Annotated in this window: 20 protein-coding genes and 2 riboswitches; of the genes, 16 read left to right on the plus strand and 4 right to left on the minus strand. The window is 48.0% G+C overall.

Going from position 1 to position 24,322, the window contains the following annotated elements:
• Nucleotides 1-10: 10 nt before the first annotated feature.
• From QYB97_RS18420 to QYB97_RS18435, 4 genes are all read right to left on the minus strand, one after another.
• Nucleotides 11-1,288, minus strand: coding sequence for an ABC transporter substrate-binding protein (locus QYB97_RS18420; RefSeq protein ID WP_301167486.1), 1,278 nt, complete (start codon nt 1,286-1,288; stop codon nt 11-13).
• A 4-nt stretch (nt 1,289-1,292) separates the two neighbouring features.
• A complete protein-coding gene (locus tag QYB97_RS18425) occupies nt 1,293-2,438 on the minus strand; it encodes a response regulator (protein ID WP_301167487.1) in 1,146 nt (381 codons plus the stop codon).
• A complete protein-coding gene (locus QYB97_RS18430; RefSeq protein WP_301167488.1) occupies nt 2,419-4,215 on the minus strand; it encodes a sensor histidine kinase in 1,797 nt (598 codons plus the stop codon). Before QYB97_RS18430 ends, QYB97_RS18425 begins: the two co-directional genes overlap by 20 nt.
• 207 nt (nt 4,216-4,422) lie before the next feature.
• Nucleotides 4,423-5,319, minus strand: a complete 897-nt coding sequence (locus QYB97_RS18435; RefSeq protein WP_301167489.1) for a DMT family transporter — start codon at nt 5,317-5,319, stop codon at nt 4,423-4,425.
• A gap of 528 nt (nt 5,320-5,847) precedes the next feature.
• On the opposite strand from QYB97_RS18435, the gene QYB97_RS18440 reads away from it, so the two are divergent.
• From QYB97_RS18440 to QYB97_RS18515, 16 genes are all read left to right on the plus strand, one after another.
• A complete protein-coding gene (locus tag QYB97_RS18440) occupies nt 5,848-6,090 on the plus strand; it encodes a phage holin family protein (protein ID WP_301167490.1) in 243 nt (80 codons plus the stop codon).
• Between the two features lie 238 nt (nt 6,091-6,328).
• The gene (locus tag QYB97_RS18445) at nt 6,329-7,306 is read left to right on the plus strand and encodes an AAA family ATPase (RefSeq protein WP_301167491.1); all 978 of its coding nucleotides are present in this window, start codon (nt 6,329-6,331) and stop codon (nt 7,304-7,306) included.
• Nucleotides 7,303-8,574, plus strand: a complete 1,272-nt coding sequence (locus QYB97_RS18450; RefSeq protein ID WP_301167492.1) for a DUF58 domain-containing protein — start codon at nt 7,303-7,305, stop codon at nt 8,572-8,574. Before QYB97_RS18445 ends, QYB97_RS18450 begins: the two co-directional genes overlap by 4 nt.
• Entirely contained in the window at nt 8,561-10,747 is a 2,187-nt protein-coding gene (locus QYB97_RS18455) for a transglutaminase TgpA family protein (RefSeq protein WP_301167493.1), read from the plus strand. The genes QYB97_RS18450 and QYB97_RS18455 overlap by 14 nt, the downstream gene beginning before the upstream one ends.
• Before the next feature lie 41 nt (nt 10,748-10,788).
• Nucleotides 10,789-10,890, plus strand: a riboswitch (purine riboswitch).
• 139 nt (nt 10,891-11,029) lie between these two features.
• Nucleotides 11,030-12,568 (plus strand): glutamine-hydrolyzing GMP synthase, encoded by a 1,539-nt coding sequence (gene guaA / locus QYB97_RS18460; RefSeq protein WP_301167494.1) that lies wholly within the window; start codon nt 11,030-11,032, stop codon nt 12,566-12,568.
• A gap of 131 nt (nt 12,569-12,699) precedes the next feature.
• A riboswitch (purine riboswitch) is annotated at nt 12,700-12,801 on the plus strand.
• A 364-nt stretch (nt 12,802-13,165) separates the two neighbouring features.
• Nucleotides 13,166-14,464: an NCS2 family permease gene (locus QYB97_RS18465; RefSeq protein ID WP_301167495.1), complete on the plus strand. Its 1,299-nt coding sequence runs from the start codon at nt 13,166-13,168 to the stop codon at nt 14,462-14,464.
• 376 nt (nt 14,465-14,840) lie between these two features.
• A complete protein-coding gene (locus QYB97_RS18470) occupies nt 14,841-15,608 on the plus strand; it encodes a vWA domain-containing protein (RefSeq protein ID WP_301167496.1) in 768 nt (255 codons plus the stop codon).
• A gap of 27 nt (nt 15,609-15,635) precedes the next feature.
• Nucleotides 15,636-16,430, plus strand: a complete 795-nt coding sequence (locus QYB97_RS18475; RefSeq protein WP_301167497.1) for a hypothetical protein — start codon at nt 15,636-15,638, stop codon at nt 16,428-16,430.
• Between the two features lie 12 nt (nt 16,431-16,442).
• Nucleotides 16,443-16,802: a hypothetical protein gene (locus tag QYB97_RS18480; protein ID WP_301167498.1), complete on the plus strand. Its 360-nt coding sequence runs from the start codon at nt 16,443-16,445 to the stop codon at nt 16,800-16,802.
• An 11-nt stretch (nt 16,803-16,813) separates the two neighbouring features.
• Nucleotides 16,814-20,842, plus strand: a complete 4,029-nt coding sequence (gene essC / locus QYB97_RS18485; RefSeq protein WP_301167499.1) for a type VII secretion protein EssC — start codon at nt 16,814-16,816, stop codon at nt 20,840-20,842.
• Nucleotides 20,843-20,969: 127 nt separating this feature from the next.
• Nucleotides 20,970-21,242, plus strand: a complete 273-nt coding sequence (locus QYB97_RS18490) for a WXG100 family type VII secretion target (protein ID WP_061975586.1) — start codon at nt 20,970-20,972, stop codon at nt 21,240-21,242.
• A gap of 106 nt (nt 21,243-21,348) precedes the next feature.
• Nucleotides 21,349-21,618, plus strand: coding sequence for a hypothetical protein (locus tag QYB97_RS18495; protein WP_301167500.1), 270 nt, complete (start codon nt 21,349-21,351; stop codon nt 21,616-21,618).
• Between the two features lie 29 nt (nt 21,619-21,647).
• The gene (locus tag QYB97_RS18500; RefSeq protein WP_301167501.1) at nt 21,648-22,688 is read left to right on the plus strand and encodes a hypothetical protein; all 1,041 of its coding nucleotides are present in this window, start codon (nt 21,648-21,650) and stop codon (nt 22,686-22,688) included.
• 15 nt (nt 22,689-22,703) lie between these two features.
• Nucleotides 22,704-23,450, plus strand: coding sequence for a hypothetical protein (locus QYB97_RS18505; RefSeq protein WP_301167502.1), 747 nt, complete (start codon nt 22,704-22,706; stop codon nt 23,448-23,450).
• Between the two features lie 26 nt (nt 23,451-23,476).
• Nucleotides 23,477-23,965, plus strand: coding sequence for a DUF5381 family protein (locus QYB97_RS18510; protein WP_301167503.1), 489 nt, complete (start codon nt 23,477-23,479; stop codon nt 23,963-23,965).
• A 38-nt stretch (nt 23,966-24,003) separates the two neighbouring features.
• Entirely contained in the window at nt 24,004-24,297 is a 294-nt protein-coding gene (locus QYB97_RS18515; RefSeq protein ID WP_301167504.1) for a hypothetical protein, read from the plus strand.
• Nucleotides 24,298-24,322 lie beyond the last annotated feature (25 nt).

Raw genomic sequence — 24,322 nt, forward strand, 5'->3', positions numbered from 1 at the left:
GCTTAACGTGTTATTGCGATATCGAGCGTTCCCAGGACTTCTGGAATTCATGAAGAAGCTGCTCCCGGGTCAGTTTTTTCCCAACATACATTTTCATGGCGGCGCCAAATTCATCCCGGACGCCGACGGGAAAATGAAACCAGTTGGAAGAGAGGGTTTTTCCTTCCTTATAGTGCTGCATGATTTCGTCGGCCAGCGGACCGGGGTTCTCAGGCTTAATCGTTTTGAAGGCAGGAATAAATTTGAACTTTTCCGTCATGTAGGCTTTTCCCTTGGTGGACGAGACCATCCAGTTCAAAAACTTTTTAGCCTCTTTTTTCTCTTCGGGGGAAGCCTGCTTATTTACCACCCAATAATTCGGAACACTTACCACAATGGATTCATTGGAAGGTTCTTCATTAATCGGGATCGGCATCAATCCCGGTTTCATGGCGGGTGCGATCCCATTGATCATGGGCTGAATCCAGTTTCCTTGAAGGATAATGCCTGCTTTTCCGTTGGCAAAACTGTTCACTTCCGCCGTATAGTCGGTCGTCAGCGGATTTGCCGTCCCATATTTCAAGGTAAGGTCCAGAAAATCCAGCACATCATTAAATGCCGGGTTTTGGTCAATGCGTGCGGTTCCATTATTCAAACGCTGGATAAATGCATCCGGATCTTTTTGCATGGCAAACGCGATATTCAACAGGTGGACACCAAGTTTCCAGTCCTCATAATAACCGGTCGCAAATGGGGTAACGCCCGCTTTTTTCAGTTTTTTGGCGTCAGCGGTCAGTTCGCTCAATGTTCGCGGCTCACGGGTAATGCTGGCTTTTCGGAATAGCTCTTTGTTGTAAATCAACCCGTAGCCTTCGAGATTCATCGGCATCCCGTAAATTTTACCGTTCAATGTGACCGGCGTAAGAGCATCACCATAGGCATCTTTTACCCAAGGCTGATCGGACAAATCCTCCAGGTATTTTCTCCACAGCTTCGCATTTTCAAAGCCCGTGTTGGTAAAAATATCGGGCGCTTTGCCGCTGGCCATCTCTGCCTTCAGGTCAGATAATGTATCCGCTGCACCGCCTACCGTATGTATCACGATGTTCACATGGGGATTTTTCTTTTCATAGGCTTTGGCCATTTGCTCGAACTGCGTGGAAATCTCCACCTTCGGATTTCGGACCGTCAGGGTGATGTCCTGCTTTGGTGGCGGCGTCTTTTTCGTTTCCCGGTCGTCGGGATTCTGGCAGCTCACGAGCGAAAGGCTGATTACTCCGGTCAACAGAATTAAAGCAAGCTTTTTCATGATCCTACTCCTGTCTTTCGCTGTTCCGATACTCGAACGGCGTGACACCGACGACCTTTTTGAACAGTTTGGAAAAGTACTTTTCATCCTGATATCCAAGCATGGAGGAAATCGAGTAGATGCTTTCATCTGTTTCCCGCAGCCAGTATTTGGCCTGTTCCGTTTTTAACCGGGTCAGGTACTTGGACAGCGGCATTCCGGTTTCCTGCTTGAACTTCCTCGAGATATGTTCCCGGCTGAAAAAGAAGCGGTTCGCAAGATTCTCCAGTGTAATGTCTTCCATATAGTAATGGTCAACGTAAGAAATAATGTCCTGCATGCGGCGGGAAGCTTCCAGTTCATCAAGCCGCTGGATGGAACGGAAATTCTGTTCCTCCATTTCCTTTTGCAGTTTGGGAAAAAGGAGGGGGAGGTCGTCCAGTGATTTGATTTTCCCGCTTACCAGCCGGACGGGAATGTCCAGGTGGTGGAAGAGCCATTCCTCAGCCGCAAGCCACTCTCCGGGCACTGTGATCACCAATCCGGAGTTATGCTGATGCTGAAGCTTGAAGGCATAGCCGAGCCGTCCTTCCAAAAGGTGATCCGCCAAATCATGAAGGTGAGCGTCAGGCTGGTGCATCTGATAGAACGAAAGAAGGGTAACCTCATAGGTTTCCGCTTCAGGAAGGAAAGGTGCAGCCAATTCCAGCTCGGCCGGTTCCCCCTGACAGGCGGCTGTGATTACCTGGTTAAGCCGTAGCCGTTTGGCATCCTCGGTGAAAAGAAGATTCTGCTGTTCTTCTTTCCAGGCATTGGCCGCCCTTTCAAGAGTGGCGTTAAATGATTCTTCTTCTATCGGCTTCAGCAAATAATCGAAGCTGTTATTTTGGATGGCTTTTCGCATAAACGCGTAATCGTCATACCCGGTTATCATCACCACTTTTCCGGGATAGGAAATGGTGTTCAGCCATTCGATGAGCTCGATCCCGTTCATGCCGGGCATTTTAATATCCGTAAAGATTAGTTCCGGCTGAGCGGTTTCAATGATATGCCGCGCATCATCTCCATTGCTTGCTTCCAATAGCTGGGTCACCCCATTGGCTTCCCATTGCCCCAAATGGCGAATCACGTCCCGTACATTAAATTCATCATCAGCGATAAGTACTTTCATGGCCATCCTCCTCTCCCTCCGTTGATTCTGTAAGGGGAATAGATAGTTTCACCAGGAACCCTTTTTCTAGCAGGGTATCGATCTCCAGATTAGCGCCTGGTCCGTAATTTAACAGAAGCCGGTCGTATATATTTTTCAGCCCGATATGTTCATTTGAATAATCTCCATCAGCAGGGGAGACGTAGATGTTCTCTTTTAACTCCTGAAGGGCTTCATCACCCATGCTGGGTCCGTTGTTTTCTACAAAGAGATATAAAAACTCTTTCTCAAGTGTCCCATAAATGGAAAGGTGGGCCTGATGCGTTTTTTCGTACCCATGTTTAAAAAAGTTCTCCACGAGCGGCTGAAGAATCATGCTTGGAATGGTCGTCTGCATGATCTCGTCACCAAGCTCAATCGAATAGTTCAGCGAGCGGCCGAACCGCTCCTGCTGCAGGGTTAGATATGCCTTGATATAGGCCACTTCATCCTTCACCATAACCCATTGGTTAGCCTGAATGGAATATCTCATCATTTTCGAGAGAGACGTCAGCAGCTGATACACTCGTGGTGTTTTGGACCGGAGGGCAACAGCCCCGATGGATTGGAGCGCATTGAAGAGAAAATGCGGATTAACCTGGGATTTAAGTGCGCTGAGCTGGTTTTTCCGGTTTTCAATTTCAAGCTTGTATTCACGGTCGATGTGAAGGTTGATCCGGTGCATCATTTCCTCAATGTGCGTCTCCAAATGGCCGATCTCGTCTTTTCTGCTCGTATCGAAGGGCACATTCATTTTTCCGCCTTCAATGGACCGGACTTTGTCGCTAAGCTCCTGGATCGGACGGGTGATCCGATAGGAGATGAAGCCGATCATGATCAGCCCGAGCAGACCCACACCAAGGCCGATCAAAATGTTGGTGTAAGCTGTCTTTCTGACATTGGAAAATAAGACATCGCCTGGCGTAATTTTGACCAGTTTCCACCCGTCGAGCGGTCCTGACAGACTTTGAGACAAGACGATGTTTTCCTTCGATTGCGGGGCATTCATCTCTCTTTTTAAGGAAGCAGGTACCTGTTTGCCAAAGAGGGACCGGTTGTTTCCGTACATCACATGATTGTGGTCATCAACCAGCAGAACAGACGCGCCATTTTTCTGTTCCACTTTTTCAATGATGCCTGAGTAAGTGCCAGGATTGATGTCCATCGTCATGATGCCGAGGAACTGACCCGAAAGGATGTCTGTAATCTTATGGTGAATGGTCAGTACTTTAGTGTTATCTGATTGAGGAACAATGGCTACATTATTGTAGTTTTTCAGTGGGTGTGGCGGTTCTATGATGTACTTTTGCCTGGAGTAAAGCAGATGTTGAACAGGTTTTTCTTTCAGAACGTTCGGCCGGTGTTTGCGTGTACTGACAATTGCGTTGTAAACGGTGAACGACTCCTGATCTCTTGCGATGTAAAACCGGAGCTGGCGGATTTCCTTTCGCATCAGGTAAAAGGTCTCCAGGCTTTTTTCCATGGAGGACTGATCCAGGTAAATGGAATCCTTGAACCCGTGCTGAAAAATCCTGAATAAATCAGGATTGCGGTATAGGATATACGGCAGGTCCACCAGATCACCAAAGTACTGCTGAAGTTCCTCTGCGTTTTTCTGCATTTGCGCCCGGCTGTTTTGCAGCTCGTGCCGCTCCACGCTATTTTTGGTGACGCCATAGAGGATGACGACGGTTAAGAAATAAGGAATAAGAATAAAAAGAACGAGCATCAGCAGCAGTCGGCCCCGAATGGTTTTCATATGTGCCCTCCTTTCTCGTGAAGGCGGGGTTTCTGTATGTATGTCCAACATATACTTCGCCAGTATGAAAAGATTTACGCTGATACATAATTTACCCAATTATTAAATTGGTGATTCTGTTCGATAAAAGGGTAAACCAATCTGCAAAGGGAGTGTGTGGATAAAAAAAAAAGCTGCTCCCATAAAGGAAACAGCCTTTTAGTACTATTAAACACTAGAATCCAGCGTCTTCGATTTAAGCTTCATATTCACAAACATGATGCTTACCACGATAAACAACAACCCAACGACCAAATTAAGGGTGATGCTTTCATGCAGCAGAAACGAACTGCAAAGGATAGCAATGAGGGGGATCAGGAAGGTAAAGGATCCAACCTTGCTCGCTTCACCCGAACCGACCAGCGTAAAGAAGGCAAGCCAGCCAAAGGCAATGACAAAGGTAGAGATGAAAACCAGATTAATAATAAAGGGTGTTTCCCATTTGATCATTGACCAGCTTTCAAACTCAGTGCCTGCTGCTAAAAGGAAGATTCCCCCGATTAGCAGCTGTATGGTAACCATCCAGATGGCGTCGACACGGTCACCAGTCTTTTTCACATAAACGGTGCCAAGCCCCCAGCCGATAGCGGAACCAAGCGCGAGCAAAATGCCGATTGCGGAAATATCTCCTGTAAACCCGCTGGCGCTGATGATCGCCACACCCGCAAAGCCGAGGAACAACCCGATTATTTTTAACCCGTACATTGATTCCCCGAGCCATAGCCAGCAAAAGATTCCAAGCAGCACGGGCTCAATGAAAACAATGGCCGAGAATAATCCGGCCGGGGCGTACCCGAGTCCTAACGTTTGGAGTCCGTAAAAAAGGATGATGTTGAAAAATGCGGAAATAGAATAAAAGTGCCATGTTTCTTTAAAACGAAGCTTCTTCAACCGTGGAAGTGCGAAAATAAGTAAGATAAGTCCGCCCAATATTGTTCTGATTCCTGCAAATAAAAGGGGAGGTGTGTAGTTAAGTGCCATCTTGGATAACGGCCAATTGATTCCCCATAAAATCACAAGGAACATAAGCAGAAAGGCGGTTTGTGCTCGTGAAAGTTGTTTCATCGGTGTGCCTCCTTGACGTATACGGTAAACATATTACGCCTATGAAAATAAATCACAAGTTTAATGCTCTTACGCTATTTTCGTTCATCATTTCCCGAGAAATATCTACAGCTTTTTGTCCTTACAGACAAATTCAAACAAAATAACACGGAGGATTTCCGGGTTTATGAGCTTAATAGTGCGAAAATCATAACCGAAAGACCAGCACTTAGTAATACTGAAATGAACCAATATTTCTTTGCTGTCATCTTTAGAAGCACGTTTAGTATCGAACTAGTACCAATTAAAATTAAAAAAATGAAAATAATCAGAAGGAACTCGGGCATTTCATGCATCCTTTCCTTATAAAACAATATTTCTATGGTAATGGGAGGAGGCTTTATATAACAAGAGAATAAACTCCTAGTTGTTTACATTGCCATCTATGCATAACATTGCTAATTCCTTTGAAGAACGATTAGAGTCATACGAAAGAAAGTGTACCAATATAATAAAATAAATATCTTCCACTTTTAAGGAGGCTCTCCTATGGACATCAATGAATTCGCTCCGTATGTTGGGTTAGCCGTCATTTTGTATGCCATCCGTCAGACATCCAGAGTTTCAAACCGTTATATTCCGATCGTTGCCATTGTGCTTGGCGTGCTGTATTCGTTCTGGGAATCAGGCGTATCGCCTCACGCTACACTGGTGGGATTAAAGTACGCATTACTTGGCATTGGTACAGTGGCCGGTGTAAAATATTTCATAGAGTCATCGGCTAAAAAGTAAACATTCACGATGCCGAACACAAGTCGCCGGGGATTTCCCTGCGGCTTTTTTTGTTGGGGTTGATGCCTTTGTAATTTTTTTGTCGAAAAAAAGGAGAAAAGACAAGGGTCTCCGAATTTATAAATATAGGTCCGATCGCCTAGGCTGAATTTGGGGGATGAGGGTTATAAGGCAGAAAGTACGGGAATATCCAGAGTATGGTATGCCCACTAGTAGCCGATTATGAAGGGGGATTCTAATGAGTGTCAATAAAGCCAGGTATGACAGTTATCGTTCTGAACTTGATGCGGTAATTAAGAATATAGAGCACGTAATTGTAGGAAAGAAGCAAATTTCCGAGCTCAGCCTTGTTGCCCTGCTTGCAGGCGGACATGTGTTGCTTGAAGACGTACCAGGCGTCGGCAAGACGATGATGGTGCGTGCAATCGCGAAATCCCTCGGTTTGCAGTTCAACCGGATTCAGTTTACCCCGGATCTGCTGCCTTCAGATATTACCGGTGTTTCCATTTTTAATCAGAAAGAAATGAATTTCGAATTCCGGCCCGGCCCGTTGATGGGCAATGTAATTCTGGCCGATGAAATAAACCGTACCTCACCAAAAACCCAGTCCGCGCTGCTTGAATCCATGGAAGAAAAAAGTGTTACCATCGATGGCCACACACATATCCTTCCCAATCCTTTCTTTGTGATGGCAACCCAGAACCCGATTGAATATGAAGGAACCTACCCGCTCCCAGAAGCCCAGTTGGACCGTTTTCTCCTGAAACTCAACATGGGCTATCCCACTCCAGACGAAGAAATGTCCATACTCAGCCTGATGATTCATGATCATCCCATTGATACCCTGAAGCCCGTTGTTACCAACGTGCAGCTGCAGGAGATGAAACAAAAAGTAACGGAAGTCTATGTGGACGATACCGTTAAAAAATACATTATTGATCTTGTCACCCGTACGCGGAACCACCGTTCTATTTACCTGGGAGCAAGCCCGCGGGGATCCCTTGCGCTCATGAAGGCTTCCCAGGCGCTCGCATTTATTATGGACCGGGATTTTGTAGTACCGGACGATGTGAAATATCTTGCGCCGTACGTACTGACTCACCGGATCCTTTTAAAACCGGAAGCGCGCTTTGAAGGAGAATCAGCGGAGTCTGTTGTAATGGACCTGCTAAACCGTGTTCCTGTACCCATCCAGAAAGGCCAGCACGCCAGATGAAACGGTTAGCGTGGAAATTGGGCAGCAAGTACAAAACTCCACTTGGTCTGGCCGGCATCATGATCCTGCTTGGACTGCTTTTTTCATACGCCATGTTCCAGGGAGGGTTTGTAAGCTGGTTTTTGTTTTACAGCATGCTTCCTTTCGTTGCCTATACAGTCACCATGGTATTCTATCCGCTTCATAAGATTGAAATCACCCGCACGCTGAACAAGGATCTTATGATGGCCGGAGAGGAACTGGTGGTAACGATTGAGTTGAAACGCAAGACGCCGTTTCCGCTGTTCTACCTCATCATTCACGATGAAATTCCCTCTCCTTTATATAATGAAGCTTTGCATGACGGGGAGGAGGACCAGATTCATTCCCGTGTCCTGTTTTTTCCGTTGTTTAAGAAGAAGCTGGTCTACCTGTACCGGATCAAGCCGGTGCCGAGAGGCGTATATGAGCTGAACAGCGTTTCGCTTCGCACTGGTGATGTATTCGGTTTTGTCCAAAAGGAAATAAAGGTCCGGCTGAGCGACCAGGTTTTTATTTATCCCCGCTATCAGGAGATTGAGCACCTGGATATGGATAAACATCTCCAAAACGGCGTTCAAAAGTCCGGCAGAAATTCAATGACCGATTATACGTCAAGCGTGAGCGTCAGGGATTATGTGCAGGGGGACCGGCTGTCCTGGCTGCATTGGAAGGCAAGCGCGCGCTCCAACAAGCTGGTCACAAAAGTGTTTGAACACCAGCGGAATAACGATTATGTCATCGTGCTCGACCAGTCTGCGGCGAGCTATAAAGATAATGGTTTGCTGTTTGAAAAGGCGGTATCATTTGCGGCTTCCATCACCCATTATACGGTGCAAAAAGGGGCATCACTCGGCCTTCACAGCAGCCGAATCAAGCAAAGGGTGCCGATGAATTCCGGCACCGACCATGAATGGCGGATTTTTCACGAGCTGGCAGGGGTCCAGCCCCGTCTAAAGGAGCCTTTTTATGAATGGCTCCGCCATGAATTTACGGAAGGCCGGCTGGAGAGCCGGACGGTTGTGGTTATATCCCCGCTGCTGGATGATGTCATGCTGAAGACACTGGAAATGGTTTCGGCCCGCCAGGCGAACGTGGTTTTCTTTTACATGTCGCCGAACGACAGGCTCCATCCGCAGGAATTAACCTATATCCACCGGTTAAACAATGGTTTAATCCCGGCCACAGCCATTTACGGGCCTTATTTCAATGAGGCGTTAAAGGCAGGTGCCAATCGTGCAAGCATATAAAGTAGAACGATCGTATTCTCTTTACTCTCTTGTGCTTTATATTCTGGGTTTCATGCTGCTCTGGGAATGGCTACGGCCGCTGAACCAGATTTCGTCAACCGAAGACACCCACGTCTTTGTGGTATTTACCGCGTTTTTGTTTTTGGTCACCTATTTCCAATGGCCATGGTGGATCTCGTTTCCGGTCAAATTCGTTGCCCTTATGTATGCACTCCATTCTCTCTACTATCCGGATCTGTTTCTTTCCTTTCAATGGGTTCCGCATCTGCTGGGAGATATCCAGGCCAACATAGCGATGATCTGGAGCCGGAACTGGACCGATTTGTCCTCGGTTACCCGGTCACTGCTGTTCCTGATTTTGCTCTGGCTTGTAAGCTATCTCATGAATTACTGGCTCATGCAGACCAAGCGAATTTTCCTTTTCTTGTTTATGACGGTTTTCTATATAACGGTGCTTGATACGTTCACTCCGTATGATGCGAAGGTGGCGATTGTCCGAACGGTATTTATCGGGCTCATCCTTGTGGGAATTCTGCGGATCATGAAGATTGTGGAGAAGGAAGGCTTTTCCTTGATGAAAGGCCGGTTTCCGGTAATGTGGATGGTGCCGCTGACCGTTGTGATCGCCTTGTCGTCCACACTCGGATTGCTCGCTCCAAAGGCGTCTCCGCAATGGCCGGATCCAGTCCCGTTTCTTTCTGCACTTTCCAGCTCGGGAGAAGACGTTCCGGGAGATGGCAACTCGTTTGGCCGCATCGGCTACGATACCAATGACAGCCGGCTCGGCGGCCCGTTCAAGTTCAACTACGAGGAAGTGTTTACGGCCAAAGTGAAAGAGCGCCATTACTGGCGGGTGGAAACGAAGGATACGTATACAGGCAAAGGGTGGGAGACCTCCGAGCGGGATGAACCGTTGTTCCTGGACCGGGAAAATGTTGAATACAACGCATTGGGCTCCAACCTGATTGAGCCGGGCGGTGCTGAGATGGAAAAGCAAAAAGCCTCCATTAAGATGACCAAACGGTATCCATTCATCGTATCGCCAGGTGTGATTACTTCGCTCCGCGCCCGGGATGATGTGAATTTTCTGATGCATCCCCAGACCGGGAAAATCAATACATTCAGCCAGAACCGCACAACCGAGCTGAAAAGCTACCAGATGGATTATGAACTGCCTCAGTATGATGAGAAGAAGCTTCGCGAGAGCGGGGGAGACTATCCAAGATATGTTTCGGGCCTTTACCTGCAGCTGCCGACGAAACTGCCAAAACGCGTGAAGCAGCTCGCCTCCAGGGTGACCTCGAAGCTCGATAATCCGTACGACAAAGCCAAAGCCGTGGAGAATTATTTTGCTCTCAATAACTTCGGCTATGATACGGTCAATGTCCGGGCGCCGAAAAAGAATGAGGATTATGTGGACCAATTTTTGTTCAAGGCCCAAAAAGGCTACTGCGACAACTTTTCATCCGCCATGGTGGTGATGCTGAGGTCGGTCGGCATTCCGGCCCGCTGGGTGAAAGGATTCACGTACGGTGAATACCAGGAAACAAATAAAGACTACAAAACGTACAAAATCACCAATGCCAATGCCCACTCCTGGCCGGAAGTATATTTTTCAGGTGTAGGATGGGTGCCGTTCGAACCAACGCGCGGTTTCTCCAATCCGAGTACATTTGAAGAAGAAATTCAAAGCGCTGCCGCTCCTGCTGCTCCTGCTGCTCCAAAAGACAAGAAGAAGAACGAAATTAAACCGGAACAAAAAGAGAAGAGTGCCGATAAAGCGGCAAAGAAAAGCGACTCCGGGCTGAACATTGCCGGTTTTGTAACGCTGATCATTGTGTTGGCAGCTGTGCTTTCCGTCGCTTTATTCCGGAAGAAATGGCTGCGTCAGTATTACATCTGGAAGTTCCGAAGGGAAAAGGGCGAGGGTACCTTCGCAGAGGCCTATCACCGCCTATTGTATTTGGCTCAGCTGTACGGCTTAAAGCGCGACCCGGCTTTCACACTGAGGGAATATGCCGCCTATGTGGACCGGTCACTGGATACAAAAGACATGAAGATGCTCACTTCCGCGTATGAATCGCTGCAATACGGAAGGCGGGACAGCAGGGATTACTGGAACGATACCAACCGTAAATTGTGGGAAAATTTAATTAAAAGCCTGCGGGGTTGACCGCCCGACATGCCATTGTTAGAATGTGCTTAAGATATTAAGCCGTATATATGATTCACCTTCGTATATCCTCGATAATAAGGATCGAGAGTCTCTACCGGGCTGCCGTAAATGGCCTGACTATGAAGGCAGGGTTCTTGATGCATAAACCGGAATTCTGCCTTTGTTTTTTTTGCTATAAAAAAACAGAGTCGGAATTCCGGTTTTTTTATAGCAAAAGGATATGCGGGGGTAATTGTTGCAAATACTACGGAAAGATCAATAGATGGGGTGACTGACAGAATGAATTTAGCCAGTGAGATGATTGTCGTTTTAGATTTTGGGGGCCAATACAATCAGCTGATCGCAAGACGTATTCGTGATCTTGGCGTTTACAGCGAACTGCTTCCGCACACAACCACTGCAGAAGAGATCAAAAAGCTTAATCCGAAGGGAATCATTTTCTCCGGCGGGCCGAACAGCGTTTATGCGGAAAACTCGCCATCCGCGGATGAAGCCATTTTTGACCTTGGGATTCCGGTTCTTGGGATCTGCTATGGCATGCAGCTGATGAGCCACCACTTTGGCGGAAAAGTTGAACGAGCCAATCACCGTGAGTACGGAAAAGCAGAAATTACGATTGTAAATGAGTCCAAGCTGTACGAGGACCTTCCGGAACAGCAAGTCGTGTGGATGAGCCACAGCGACCTTGTTCTTGCGCCGCCGCAAGGGTTCGTTACCGATGTAACAAGCGTATCATGCCCTGTAGCCGGGATGAGCGATGTTTCCCGCCGTCTTTACGGAGTGCAGTTCCATCCGGAAGTGCGCCACAGTGAATATGGCAACGAACTGCTTCGCAACTTCATCTTCTCGATCTGTGAGTGCGAGGGCAACTGGACGATGGAAAACTGGATTGAGGACGAGCTTCAAAAGATCCGTGATATTGTCGGTGACAAGCGTGTTCTTTGCGCGCTTTCCGGCGGAGTGGATTCTTCTGTTGTTGCCGTGCTGATTCATAAAGCGATCGGTGACCAGCTGACTTGTATTTTTGTGGACCATGGCCTTCTCCGAAAAGGGGAAGCGGACAGTGTCATGAAAACGTTCAGCGAAGGTTTCCACATGAATGTGATCAAGGTCGATGCCCAGGACCGTTTCCTTGGCAAGCTGAAAGGTGTTTCCGACCCTGAGAAAAAACGTAAAATCATTGGCAATGAATTCATTTATGTATTTGATGAAGAAGCAAGCAAACTTAAAGGTGTGGACTATCTTGCTCAAGGCACGCTGTACACTGATATTGTGGAAAGCGGAACAGCTACGGCACAAACGATCAAATCTCACCATAACGTTGGCGGGCTTCCTGAAGATATGCAGTTTACATTGATCGAGCCATTAAATACCCTCTTTAAAGACGAAGTCCGAAAAGTGGGAACAGAGCTTGGAATTCCTGATGCCATCGTTTGGCGCCAGCCATTCCCGGGACCGGGTCTTGGCATTCGTGTGCTTGGGGAAATTACGGATGAGAAGCTTGAAATCGTGCGTGAATCCGACTTTATTTTGCGTGATGAGATCGCCAAAGCAGGTCTTGAGCGTGATGTATGGCAATACTTTACCGTTCTTCCGGACATCCGCAGTGTCGGTGTGATGGGTGACATGAGAACATACGATTACACAATCGGTATCCGTGCCGTAACATCCATTGACGGAATGACATCCGACTGGGCGCGCATTCCGTATGAAGTGCTTGAGAAAATTTCCACCCGCATCGTAAACGAAGTGGATCACATCAACCGCGTGGTGTATGACATTACGTCCAAGCCGCCGGCAACTATCGAGTGGGAATAAGAGTAAAATACGAACGTTAGATAAACTTACCATAAAAATATTCGGAAATAGATTGACGAAACGTGTAGATATTTGTATAATTTCCATGTAAACAGTATAAAAGTCACAGGAACAAAGCTTTAGACCGCTTTTACCGTGATGCTTAAGTCATTCGTATAAATTTGGGAATATGGCCCAAAAGTTTCTACCAGGCTGCCGTAAATGGCCTGACTACGAAGGTACATGGAATTGTATATGTGATTTGCAGCAGCTGCAGCAGGTTTGTCATATCTTTTTCCGTTCCCTTTGTATGTTAGCTCAAGGCAGAAACGCGCCTTGAGCTTTTTTGTTTTTATAGGCTTTTATAGAAGATTGTTGCATACTTCCATGTTCTTCGTTTGTTCAGTTGGTTGGAGTGCAAGGGGCGAGACTCATGCGGGAAAAGCGGGTCAGGTGAGACCCCGCAGGAGCTTGCGACGAGGAAGTAGGCGTTTACGCCGGTAAGGCTCACGCCCGCCCGCGGAAAGCGAGCACCCTGGAACGTAAATCAACTGCTTTCAAACACATCAGTGGTACGAAAACAATCTTTTCATATTTAGAGAAATCAGGGGGATGAACATGAAGAATTACTTCGACTTCGACAAACACGGTACCACGTACCGCAAAGAATTTATCGCAGGACTGACAACGTTCCTGTCCATGGCCTATATACTTTTTATTAACCCGTCCGTATTGGGCGAAACAGGCATGGACAAGGGTGCCGTGTTTACCGCAACAGCTCTTGCTGCGGCTTACGGTACGTTATTCATGGGCCTCGTGGCCAAATACCCGATCGCGCTTGCACCGGGAATGGGACTGAACGCGTTCTTTACGTTTTCCGTTGTGCTTGGCATGGGGATTCCCTGGCAGACCGCTCTTTCGGGGGTTTTGTTATCCGGAATTATCTTTATTGCGATTACCATTTTTAAGATTCGTGAAACGATCATTAACGCGATTCCGGTTGAGCTGAAATACGCAACCGCGTGCGGAATCGGTTTGTTTATTGCTTTTATCGGTTTGAAGAGTGCAGGAATTGTTGTCTCCAATGAAGCAACATTTGTAGGTCTTGGCCATCTGACCAAACCGGATACACTGCTTGCGATTTTTGGATTCATTGTAACGATTTTGATGGTTGTCCGCGGTGTGCGCGGCGGTATTTTTTACGGAATGGTCATCACGGCTGTTGTCGGCATGATGTTCGGCCTGATTGACGCGCCTTCCAAAATTGTCGGTTCTGTTCCGAGCCTGGCGCCAACATTTGGCGAAGCGTTCACGAACTTCGATAAAGTTTTTACGCCGCATCTCATCGTCGTTGTATTAACATTCTTCTTCGTTGATTTCTTTGATACTGCAGGAACGATCATGGCGGTAGCGAGCCAGGCAGGCATCATGAAAGAAAACAAGCTTCCGCGTGCGGGACGAGCATTGCTGGCGGATTCCTCAGCGATCGTGGTTGGTGCAACACTTGGTACATCTTCCACTACGGCTTACATTGAGTCAGCCTCCGGTGTTGCAGCAGGGGGCCGTACAGGTTTTACCTCTGTCGTAACAGGTTTGTTCCTATTATTAGCGTTGTTCTTCTCGCCGCTATTAGTAGTGGTAACTCCGGCGGTAACCGCCCCGGCCTTGATTGTAGTCGGTGTACTCATGGTCGGTGTGCTTGGCAAAATCCAGTGGGAAAAGCTTGAGATCGCCGTACCGGCATTCCTGACGATCATCGCCATGCCGCTCACTTACTCCATTGCCACAGGAATCGCGCTCGGGTTTGTGATGTACCCGGTAACGATGCTCGTGAAAGGGCGCGCCAAAGAAATTCATCCGATCATGTATGTATTGTTTGTTATCTTTGTTTGTTACTTTGCCTTCCTGGTGGAGTAGATAGATGATTAAGAAGCCCGGACAGTTGTCCGGGCTTTTTTGTTTTGCGGAGTGATAGCGATTATGAAAATGACGTGATATGCAAGTATTTCTTGTCGAAGCGCAACTAAATCGTGTCGAACCGCAAGTAAAATCCGCTGAGCCGCAACTATTTCTTGTCGAACCGCAACTAAATGTCCCCGTACCGCAACTAAACACACCACAACACCGCCAAAACGCAAAATTCTTCTGGAAAATCCTGCAGTAAAAAGCAGGAAATAGGGAAATAGTCACATAGTAAGCTGAATTGCTTATCCGACCTACACTTTTACTGCCTTTTTCCTTACAATGTAGTGTAGGACTAACTAAATCTTTTAAACTAGGGGACCGAAAATAAATGGATTATCGCCTTCAAGCAACACAACAGACACCTGCGTATATTATGTACTTGCTCGACATCAGTGCCTCGATGAACCAGCTGGTGGATGCGGGGAACGGCCAGGAAAAAAGACGGATCGATGTCGTGACGAGCGCGCTGAATTCGGCGATCCGGCAGATGGTCTTCCGGTCAACAAAAGGAAGCCGGCTGAGCCCGCGTTATAAAGTATCGATCCTGGCGTACAGCGACAACGTTTTTGATGTGCTGGGCGGCATCAAGAGCATTGATGAGCTTGCCCGCATGAAGCCGCTTGATAATGTGCAGACCCAGCGCCTGACGAATACGGCCAAGGCATTTTCGGCTGCTGAAAAAATTCTGCTTCAGGAACTCGATAAGATGAAGGATTGCCCTGCGCCTTTAATTTGCCATATGACCGATGGTGCGTATACAGGGGAGGACCCAGAGCCGATCGTGCAGCGGATCATGAATCTTTCCGTGTCGGATGGCAAAGTGCTGGTCGAAAACATTTTTATCTCGGATGAAATTCTGTCCAGGCCTATCGAGAATTCGAAAAAATGGCCGGGCATTATGTATGAAACCGTGCTGGACGAAGACTACGGCAACAAGCTGAAGCGTTTGTCGAGCCCGCTGCCGGAAAGCTACCGTGAAATGATGATTGAAACCGGCTATAAAATTGAACCGGGAGCGCTGATGATGCTGCCGGGCACGAATGCTGACCTCGTTTCGCTTGGCTTCCAAATGTCTGCTGCCACACCTGTACGATAAAAAATCCAACATGTTTGAGGTGAATTCATGTACACGTTCTACAGTGACCAAAAGAAAGAAACACCGGTATCTTCTTTGTACCGTGATCCTTTTTCCATTCGATACGGCTATGCGCGAGCCAATGAAACACAGGAAGCGGACGATTTCGGGCAGGATTTCCTCGCGTTTGAAGTGAAGGATAGAAGCCTTGTGTTTGCCGTGTGCGACGGGGTCAGCCTGTCCTTTTGCGGAGATTTGGCGGCACGCTTTTTATCCGAAGAGCTGCTTCAATGGCTGGGAAGCCAGACGGCTGAAGAGTTAAAGGATGAGTCCTTTATCAAAGAAAAACTGACAGAACACCTCGGGGAGCTGACAGCCAAAGGGACTGATGCGATCAGAAGGCACCGGCTGCCGGGTTCCATGCCGCCGATCCTGAGGGAAGTGCTTGAGGAGAAGCGGACAAAAGGCAGCGAGACGATGTTTTTGTGTGGACGGATCGACATGACCGATCATATTACGCGTGAGGCACGGGTTTTCCTCGCTTCCTCTGGAGATTTGCGGCTCAGGCTCTGGGGTGAGGCTGAAGAGATTTCCAATCCGGACATCACGCCGGACACGAAAAAGCGCTGGTCGACCAAAGACGGCATTATTGGCGGGGAGATTCAAGTCGTAACAGGAAGCATGCAGCATAACATCCGGCGGGTTGCGGTCTATTCGGACGGATTTTCGGCAATCGACGGCTTGAAAAAGCTGCCTGCGACCAATCAGCTGCAGATTCTTGTGAAAAAGTCGCTGCAATCTCCGTTAAGTGATGATCTTTCCTTTTTGGATATCGCCTGGTAGGGAGGAAGAAGTATGGAAGACATTATTTTAACGTTTATACATAATGACCAGGAGCGGGATTTGCGCCTGCCCAATCATCTGGAAAGTAAAAAAGTGGCCGGGGCGCTTCACGAGTGGCTCGGATTTGAACGGGGCTGGGGAGAAGAGCCCTATGACCTCGAATATTCGTTTAATCAAAAGAACTGGTTTCGGCTGGAGAAAAAGAAATCATTGAGCGATGCAGGCATCTGGGACGGAGCATTTATGAGGTTCTGCCGCGAGGGGCAGTCGTCATTGCCGAAAGAAGATGATTTTATTGCCGATGATTATACAGAAGAGGATCAGGCCCAGGTACAGGCCGAAAGCGGCTACGCATGGAAGATTATTGAATAGGAGGGGACCGCATGAGAAAATCGCCGTATTTTAAACGGGCACCGCGGCTGAAGCTGGCGATGCCGTCAGGAAGATTGGTCGTCCACCGTCCGAAAGCAGAACCGAGTGAACCGACGTTTTCAATCGAGTCCATGATTATACCGATTTTTCTGACACTCGCTACGGTCGGGATCATGTACTACATCTCGAAAACGATGTACAACAGCGCGAGCTATGCCATTTTTATGATGGCGATGAGCATTCCGATGCTTGGCTCATACATTGCGACGATCATCATCCATTTCAGGAAAAAGAAAAAGTACCGTATCGAAGTGGAGCAGCTGCACAACGAATATTATGAACAGATCAAGAAGCATCATGCCGAAATTGAAGATTTAAAAAGCAGGCAGTCCCAGTTTTTGCGGGATAAGGATCCGAATCCCCAGGATTGTGTGCGCAGGATTGCCGACAGAAAAAGCTCACTGTGGGAACGGGCGTATAACTCAGAAGACTTTATGGATTTGAGGCTTGGCCTCGGATCCCGCCCTTTTCAAATGGAGATTGAGGTGCCCGCACAGGATGGGTATGATGTGAACCCATTGATTGCGGAAGCGCAAAAGCTGCAGAACGAATACCGGGAGCTTCAGAATGTGCCGGTCTCCATACCGCTGCAGGAAAAGCGTGTGGTGGGACTTGTCGGGGATCGCGGAGATATCCTTGAGATGGCCCGCGTGCTGGCGCTTCAGCTCGTTACACATCAGTCACCGGAAGAGGTGAAGCTCGTAACCGCCTATACGGAAAACGAGAGTGAGCAGTGGGACTGGATGAAGTGGCTTCCGCACGTATGGAATGATGACCGCGAACGCCGCTATGTGGCAGAAGGAAAGCTTATGACCCAAAAGCTGTTTGAACGGCTTTACAGCAAGCTCAATATCCGGAGGCTCGAGCAGGAGGGGAAAGACGGCAATGACGTGATCCACGTGCCGGAGTATGTGTTCTTTTTGCCAAGCCTGGCGCTGCTGGAGGATGATTCCCTCCTGCCTCTTATTTTAAAGCAGGGGGATGCGATCGGAGCGTCGGCCGTGCTGCTGGCGCCAACGAAGGAAGCTCTTCCGATGGAGTGCGAGCTCATTGTGGAGGTGCGGGATGGTGTCGCCCAGCTTTACGAGACATTCTCGAATGATCAGGATGAAGTTGTCTATTTTACAGGCTCTGAAAAAATTGCCATTGATCATTTCTCGCTCCTTGAAGCGCAGAACATGTCACGGATGATTGCCCCTCTCCGGGTGAAGCAGTCTTCTGCCGGCGTAATTCCCAAGGTGCTTTCCTTCCTCGATATGTATGGTGTGAAACGGGTGGAAGAACTTGATGTGATCAACAAATGGAAAGAAAACCGCTATCCTGACACCCTGCCGGTTCCGATCGGGGTAAGGGAAGGACGCAAACCGGTTTATTTGAACATTCATGACAAAATCGATAAAAAAGGGCATGGACCGCATGGATTGATGGCGGGTACAACGGGATCCGGGAAGAGTGAGGTCATCCAGTCGATGATCCTTTCGCTTGCGGCCACCTACCATCCGCATGACATGGCGTTCATGCTGATCGACTATAAAGGCGGCGGGATGTCGAACACGTTCCAAGGGCTTCCGCACGTGGTGGCAACCATTACCAACCTCGAGGATCCGAACTTAATCAACCGGGCGAAAATATCGCTTCGTGCCGAGCTTGAACGGCGCCAGAAGCTGTTCAACCGCGCGGGCAACATCCAGCATATTGATGAATACTTCAAATCGGAGTGGAAGACGAAAGAACCTCTGCCTCACCTGTTCATTATTATTGATGAATTTGCCCAGCTGAAAAAGGACCAGCCGGAATTTATGGACGAGCTTATTTCCATTGCCGCAATCGGGCGTACGCTTGGGGTCCATCTTTTGCTGGCCACCCAAAAGCCGGCCGGAGTGGTCGACGATAAAATCTGGAGCAACTCGCGGTTCCGTGTCTGCCTTCGTGTACAGGATGACAATGACAGCCGCGAGATGATCAAGATACCGAACGCCTCGAGCATCAATGTGCCGGGCCGCGCGTATTTTCAGGTCGGCAACAATGAAGTGCTCGAATACTTCCAGTCCGCGTGGAGCGGCGCCGGCTATTATCCGGAAAGCGATGAAGAAAACAACATCGTGACCATTTCCGAAGTGAAGCTGGACGGCACGGATGAAGTGCAGAAGAAAATTAAAACCGAAAGCATAACCGCGGAAAAGCAAATTCAGGTGCTAATCCGCCATATGAAGGAAGAAGCCGAAAGGAACGGAGTCCGTCCGCTTCCTGGTCCCTGGCTGCAGCCGCTGCCCGAAAGCCTGCCGATTACAAGTCTGGTGGATACGGACCACTGGACTCAGGATACATGGAAGGAAGAAGGCAAATGGATGGAACCCGTTGCCGGCATCATTGATGACGTGGAAAATCAGGATCAGTATCCGCTGCACATTGATTTGAAGGAAGGGCACCTGATGGCATTTGGCATGCCGGGAACCGGAAAAACAACGTTCCTGCAGTCGATATTGCTGTCGCTGTTCCATCATCACGGTCCGCACGATCTGTACACCTATATTATTGACTTCAGCCGGCAAATGAAGGACTTTTCCCGCTTTCCCCAGGTGGGCGGTGTGGTGCATGAAGAAGATACCGAAAAAATGCAGCGTCTGTTCCGTTATTTCCTGAAGGAACTGCAGGTGCGCAAAGAACTCTTTTCCAATGAAGGCGTCAGCTCCCTGGAAACGTATCGCAGTATTACGAAAAAATCGCTGCCGGTGCTGCTGCTCTGCATTGATGGCTATCACCGGTTCCGGTCTACCTTTGAGTTTGAAAATGAAAAGCTTGAAACGATCCTGCGTGAAGGGGCTACTTACGGCATCCTCGTATTTGTGACGGCGAACCAGACCAATGACATGTACGAGCGCTACCGAAGCAATTTCACATCCATGGTGGCGTTTGAGCTGGCAGATCCGACCGACTATTACTATGCGGCCGGCCGGCCGAACTTTGAAGCGGTGAATTTGCCGGAGGGCCGGGGCTTTGTGAAAGGCCACAATCCGCCGCACATTTTTCAGGCAATGCTTCCTTATAACGGAGGCAGCGAGCTTGAGAAAGTGTCCTTTATCCGCGAGCTGTCCGGAAAGATGATGGAGGCGGCACAGAACGAGCGTGCCAAGCCGATCCAGATGCTGCCGGCTGAAATTTCGCTCAACCGGCTGCTTGATGAATTCCCGCCTGCCGATACCAGGCTTTTGCCATACGGTGTTGATGTGGAAGATCTTGATATTCAGTCGCTGGATCTGGATGACGCGGACCATGTGTTTGTAACGGGGCGTGTGGAATCGGGCAAAACATCGCTTCTTCAGTCTCTCTCCTTGTCGATGATGTATCAGTACCGAGCCGAAGAGATCGATCTCTATTTGATTGAGATGGAGCCGCAGTCCAAAGGAATCATGAGCATGGCCGGATTCCCGCATGTTAAAGGGTATGCCACTGATTTTATGCAGGCGAAGGAACTGTTTAACGAGATCACCGCTAAAATGGACGAGCGCAAGGCCGACAGTCTTTCCTTTGGATGGGGAAGCGGGCAGGAGGAAAATGCCTACTCTCCGGTTGTCATTGTGATGGATGACGCTGAGAACTTCATGCAGCAGATGAACATGGATTTTGAAATTAAGGATCACCTGGAAAAGCTGACAAGGGAAGCACGGCAGAAGAACATTCACTTTATCATGGCCGGCTCGCTTACGAGCATGAACAGCTATATGCATGATGCGTGGTTCATGAACATCAAGAAGAAGTTTGCCGGATTCCTGCTGGGCTCCACATTAAGCAACGATTTGTACTTCTTTAATATGCGCCTTCCGCATGCGGAGACCGATAAGGAGCTGCCGGCGGGTAACGGATATATTATTAAAGGAAAACATACGAGGATTAAAGCGGCTCTTCCATTTATTACCGAACAAGAACAGAGCCAATGGGAGTCTATAGTCCGTGATAAAAACCAAGTTCTAGAAATGTAGAGCAGCCGCGCAGGTACATGTGTACCAAATTGCATAGGTAAATAGGATGAAAAAGAGTTTCAGATATATCTAACTGGGTAAATGTATTGTATATTTGCCTCATAATGGAAAAAGGGAGATGAAAGGAATGTCAGTAAGAATCCTCGTAACACCAGAAGAACTAGAAGCTATCGCACAAAAATTCAGAAGCGGATCCGACAACAGCCGCCAGCAAACACAACAGCTTTACCAGGCACTTCAATCACTTGAAGGGAAATGGGATGGAGCAACGAAAAAACGCTTCTTCGACCAATTCGAACAATCCCGCCGCCATATGGAGGCTTATGTACAGTTACTTGACAACATCGACCAAGAGCTTCGCCAGATCGCAACCCGATTCCGCACAGTCGACGCACAATAAGGAATCTGTTGATTTCAAGCAAACCAGAAAGACTAGTCAATTCTTTGGCTGGTCTTTTATTTTCGGAGTTTCCTAGACAGTCATTTGGATGGGATGGAGGATAAACATGAACAAACCACAGATTGATGCATATGCCATCAGCCGTCTGGCGCAGTCCATACGAGAGGACAGCGAGAGGGTTGCCAAGATTTCACATAACCTGAACCAATATCTGCAGGGCACAAGCAATGAGTGGGACAGCAAGAGAAAGCAGAAGTTTATTCAGACCCTTGAAGAAAGCAAAATGCAAATCAGCAATGCGGCGAGCCTGCTCGGGGAATTGGCCAATCAGGTAAACAGCATTCCGGGGAAAGTGATACCGGAACCGGATAAATAGAAGAAAAGAAAGTGAGAGGAGCAGCGGCCATGCTTGTAAATCCCGATCGTTTACGGGAGTTTTCGAAAAAGATTGAGAATGAAAAAAGTACTGCGAATCAAGCGATTTCCAACTCAGCCGGATCCGTATCCGGAGCGATATCCTTAATTAACTCATCGGGTGCGCGGCTGACCAACTATTCATTCCTTGACACCTATCAATATGCCAAAAGCCAGGTTGACCAGGTTATCACCTCATTGTCCCATCTTCAGGAAGAGCTGGAGGATGAGGCGCGTGATGTGGAGAATGCGGATAAATATGCATTCACCATCAATTACAAGGATTTGGCTAAAAATCTGGGGATTGCTTCGGCAGCCCATTACAGCAAATTGCTTCAAATCACCACCTCCAAAAAGGGAAATCACTATATCTTCAAATACAACCGCAAAGTCAGCAAGTTTCTTAAAGGGAAAATCGGTCCGGGATGGCTGCGGGAACGCATTCAAAAGTTTAACCGTACGATGAAAGCCCAGCGGTTAAACGCCAAGACATTATCGGTCAACGGAGGATTCCCAAATAAAATAAAAGCAAAAGTGATCAAAAGCCAGGCCCGTTCGCTGCCTGAATTGCTGAAGAAAAAAACATTCAAGAGCACAGGTGCTGACATGGTCATCAAGAAAGGCACGTTCATTTCCAAGTTCGCCAAAGGAAATGCATTGCTTACCCTCACAGGCACAACGATTAGCGAGATCTCCTCCACGAAAGCGGCTTTTGCCGAAAATGAAAAGAAATATTCCGGTGAAAAGCTTCAGGTCGAAAACGCAAGATCGGTTGGGGAAGCGACGAACCGCGTAGCGATGCGAACCGGCGGTGCTCTTGCCGGGGCCTATATCGGGGCGGCGGCAGGTTCTCTTCTTGGACCGATCGGTACCGTTGCCGGAGGATTTATCGGAGCTGCGGTCGGTGATGCTGTAGGAGGCTGGGCTGCGAAATATACATCGGATTTTGCCGGCAAGGCTGCCGTGAAAACGAGAGAAACGTTCAATAACATTAAGGACGGCATCAAAGACAAAGTCTTTGGCTGGCTCTGATAAGGGAGAGGAACCATGGTATATCAACTATCTGCTGAGGAATTGATTTTTTCATTTATTATGTCTGAAAAAATGGACGAAGCCAAACAGCTCCGTGACCAGTTATACAGCGAAGAACAGGAGGAGCTGTTTTCCGTCCGGCTAGATGCCGCTGCCAACGGGCTCCTTTCCAAGAACCTCATCCACCTCACCGCACCCAATCAGGGAGAGTTAAACACAGCATATGAAGAGCTGCTCCATCACATGTCGGAAAGCAGACGCATTATCAGAAGCAGCTGGATTGAAAATGAACAGGAGACGGTTCAGGCATTTTATTTCAATGGAAACCAAACCTTAAAGCATGTAACCAATTACGGAGGTCTCGCCCACGAGCTGCAGGCTGTTTCTGACTGGCGAAGTGAGCTTTTGGATTTTATTGATTTTCGCCCCACCGAAAATCCGCTGTTCCAGCTCCCGCTTCCCGAAGAGGAATTTGACCGGATCCTGGAGCATGCCCAAAGAGAAGATGCGGATGGGGTAAGAGGCTTGCTGGCGCAGCGATCCGACAGTGACAATGAGGTAAACGCCCTTGCGAAGGATTTTGCAGCAAGCAAAGGAATTCTTGGAAGCATTTTTATGATTTCATTTAATGAGCACAAGCAAAACGAAGGTGTCAAAAGTTATTTGTATTTAAAAGGCAGCCAGCACACATGGCTGATGACACATGATGAGGAGCAGCCCATCATTACGATAGAATATTTTCATCAAGGAATCCTGGAATAGTGAGCGGGCTTCAGGGAGATGGAGAAATGGAATGGACTCATGTAACCTATCAGAGAAAATCGCTGCTCCTTAAAGTGCTTGCAGGCCTTCTTTTGTGTTCCATGGCGGCCGCCGCTTTTCTTTTCAGTGATTGGGGGAATGGGAGTCGGTTCATTCATCTCCTGTGGACTTCGTTCCTCGTAATTGCCCTTGTGTTTTTTCTCATCATGACTGTTCTGTTTTTATTTTTTATGTGCAAGCCAAGAAAAACCATCTTCCTTTCCTATAATGAACAGGGCATTCTGGTGAAGGATCTGTTCATTCCTTTTGAAGAGGTGAAGGATATCCGGTATGGTTTGAATCCATCAGATGTCAGGACGTATCTTATCCAGGGATTTACGATTAAACGGCACCGGAAGAACCCTGTGATCATTCCCACGTATCAGACACTTCTGGATAAAGAAGCCTTTGAACAGGCGCTTGAGCCGCTTGAACAGAAAAGGGCGGCCAGGCAAAGCACCATGGAATTCCGGTAATGAATTGGTGCAGTAAATAAATAAACCAGGTGATGCTATTGTTTACACTGCTATTTGTACTTGTACTTATCCTTACTGCCAATCTGATTTACAGCATACTCTTCATTTTCAGCTTCCGGGGGATTAAACGGATGTTTGAAAGCTGTGTGGAGAACGACTATACGGTCATCGTCTCGATTGCAGCCACCCTTTTGTTCGGGCCGGCCTATTATATTGCGGCCTTCGTGTACAACTGGAACGGCTTTGTCGCCAGGCTTGCCATGATTGTCGTGTCATTCATCTTCTTTCTTTTGCTCGGCTTTACCATCGATGGAATAAGCGGGTCTGCCTGACGCGTTAAATAGGTGTGTATTATTG

It is taken from the genome of Fictibacillus fluitans (assembly GCF_030418125.1).
Taxonomy (GTDB): Bacteria; Bacillota; Bacilli; order Bacillales; family Fictibacillaceae; genus Fictibacillus_C; species Fictibacillus_C fluitans.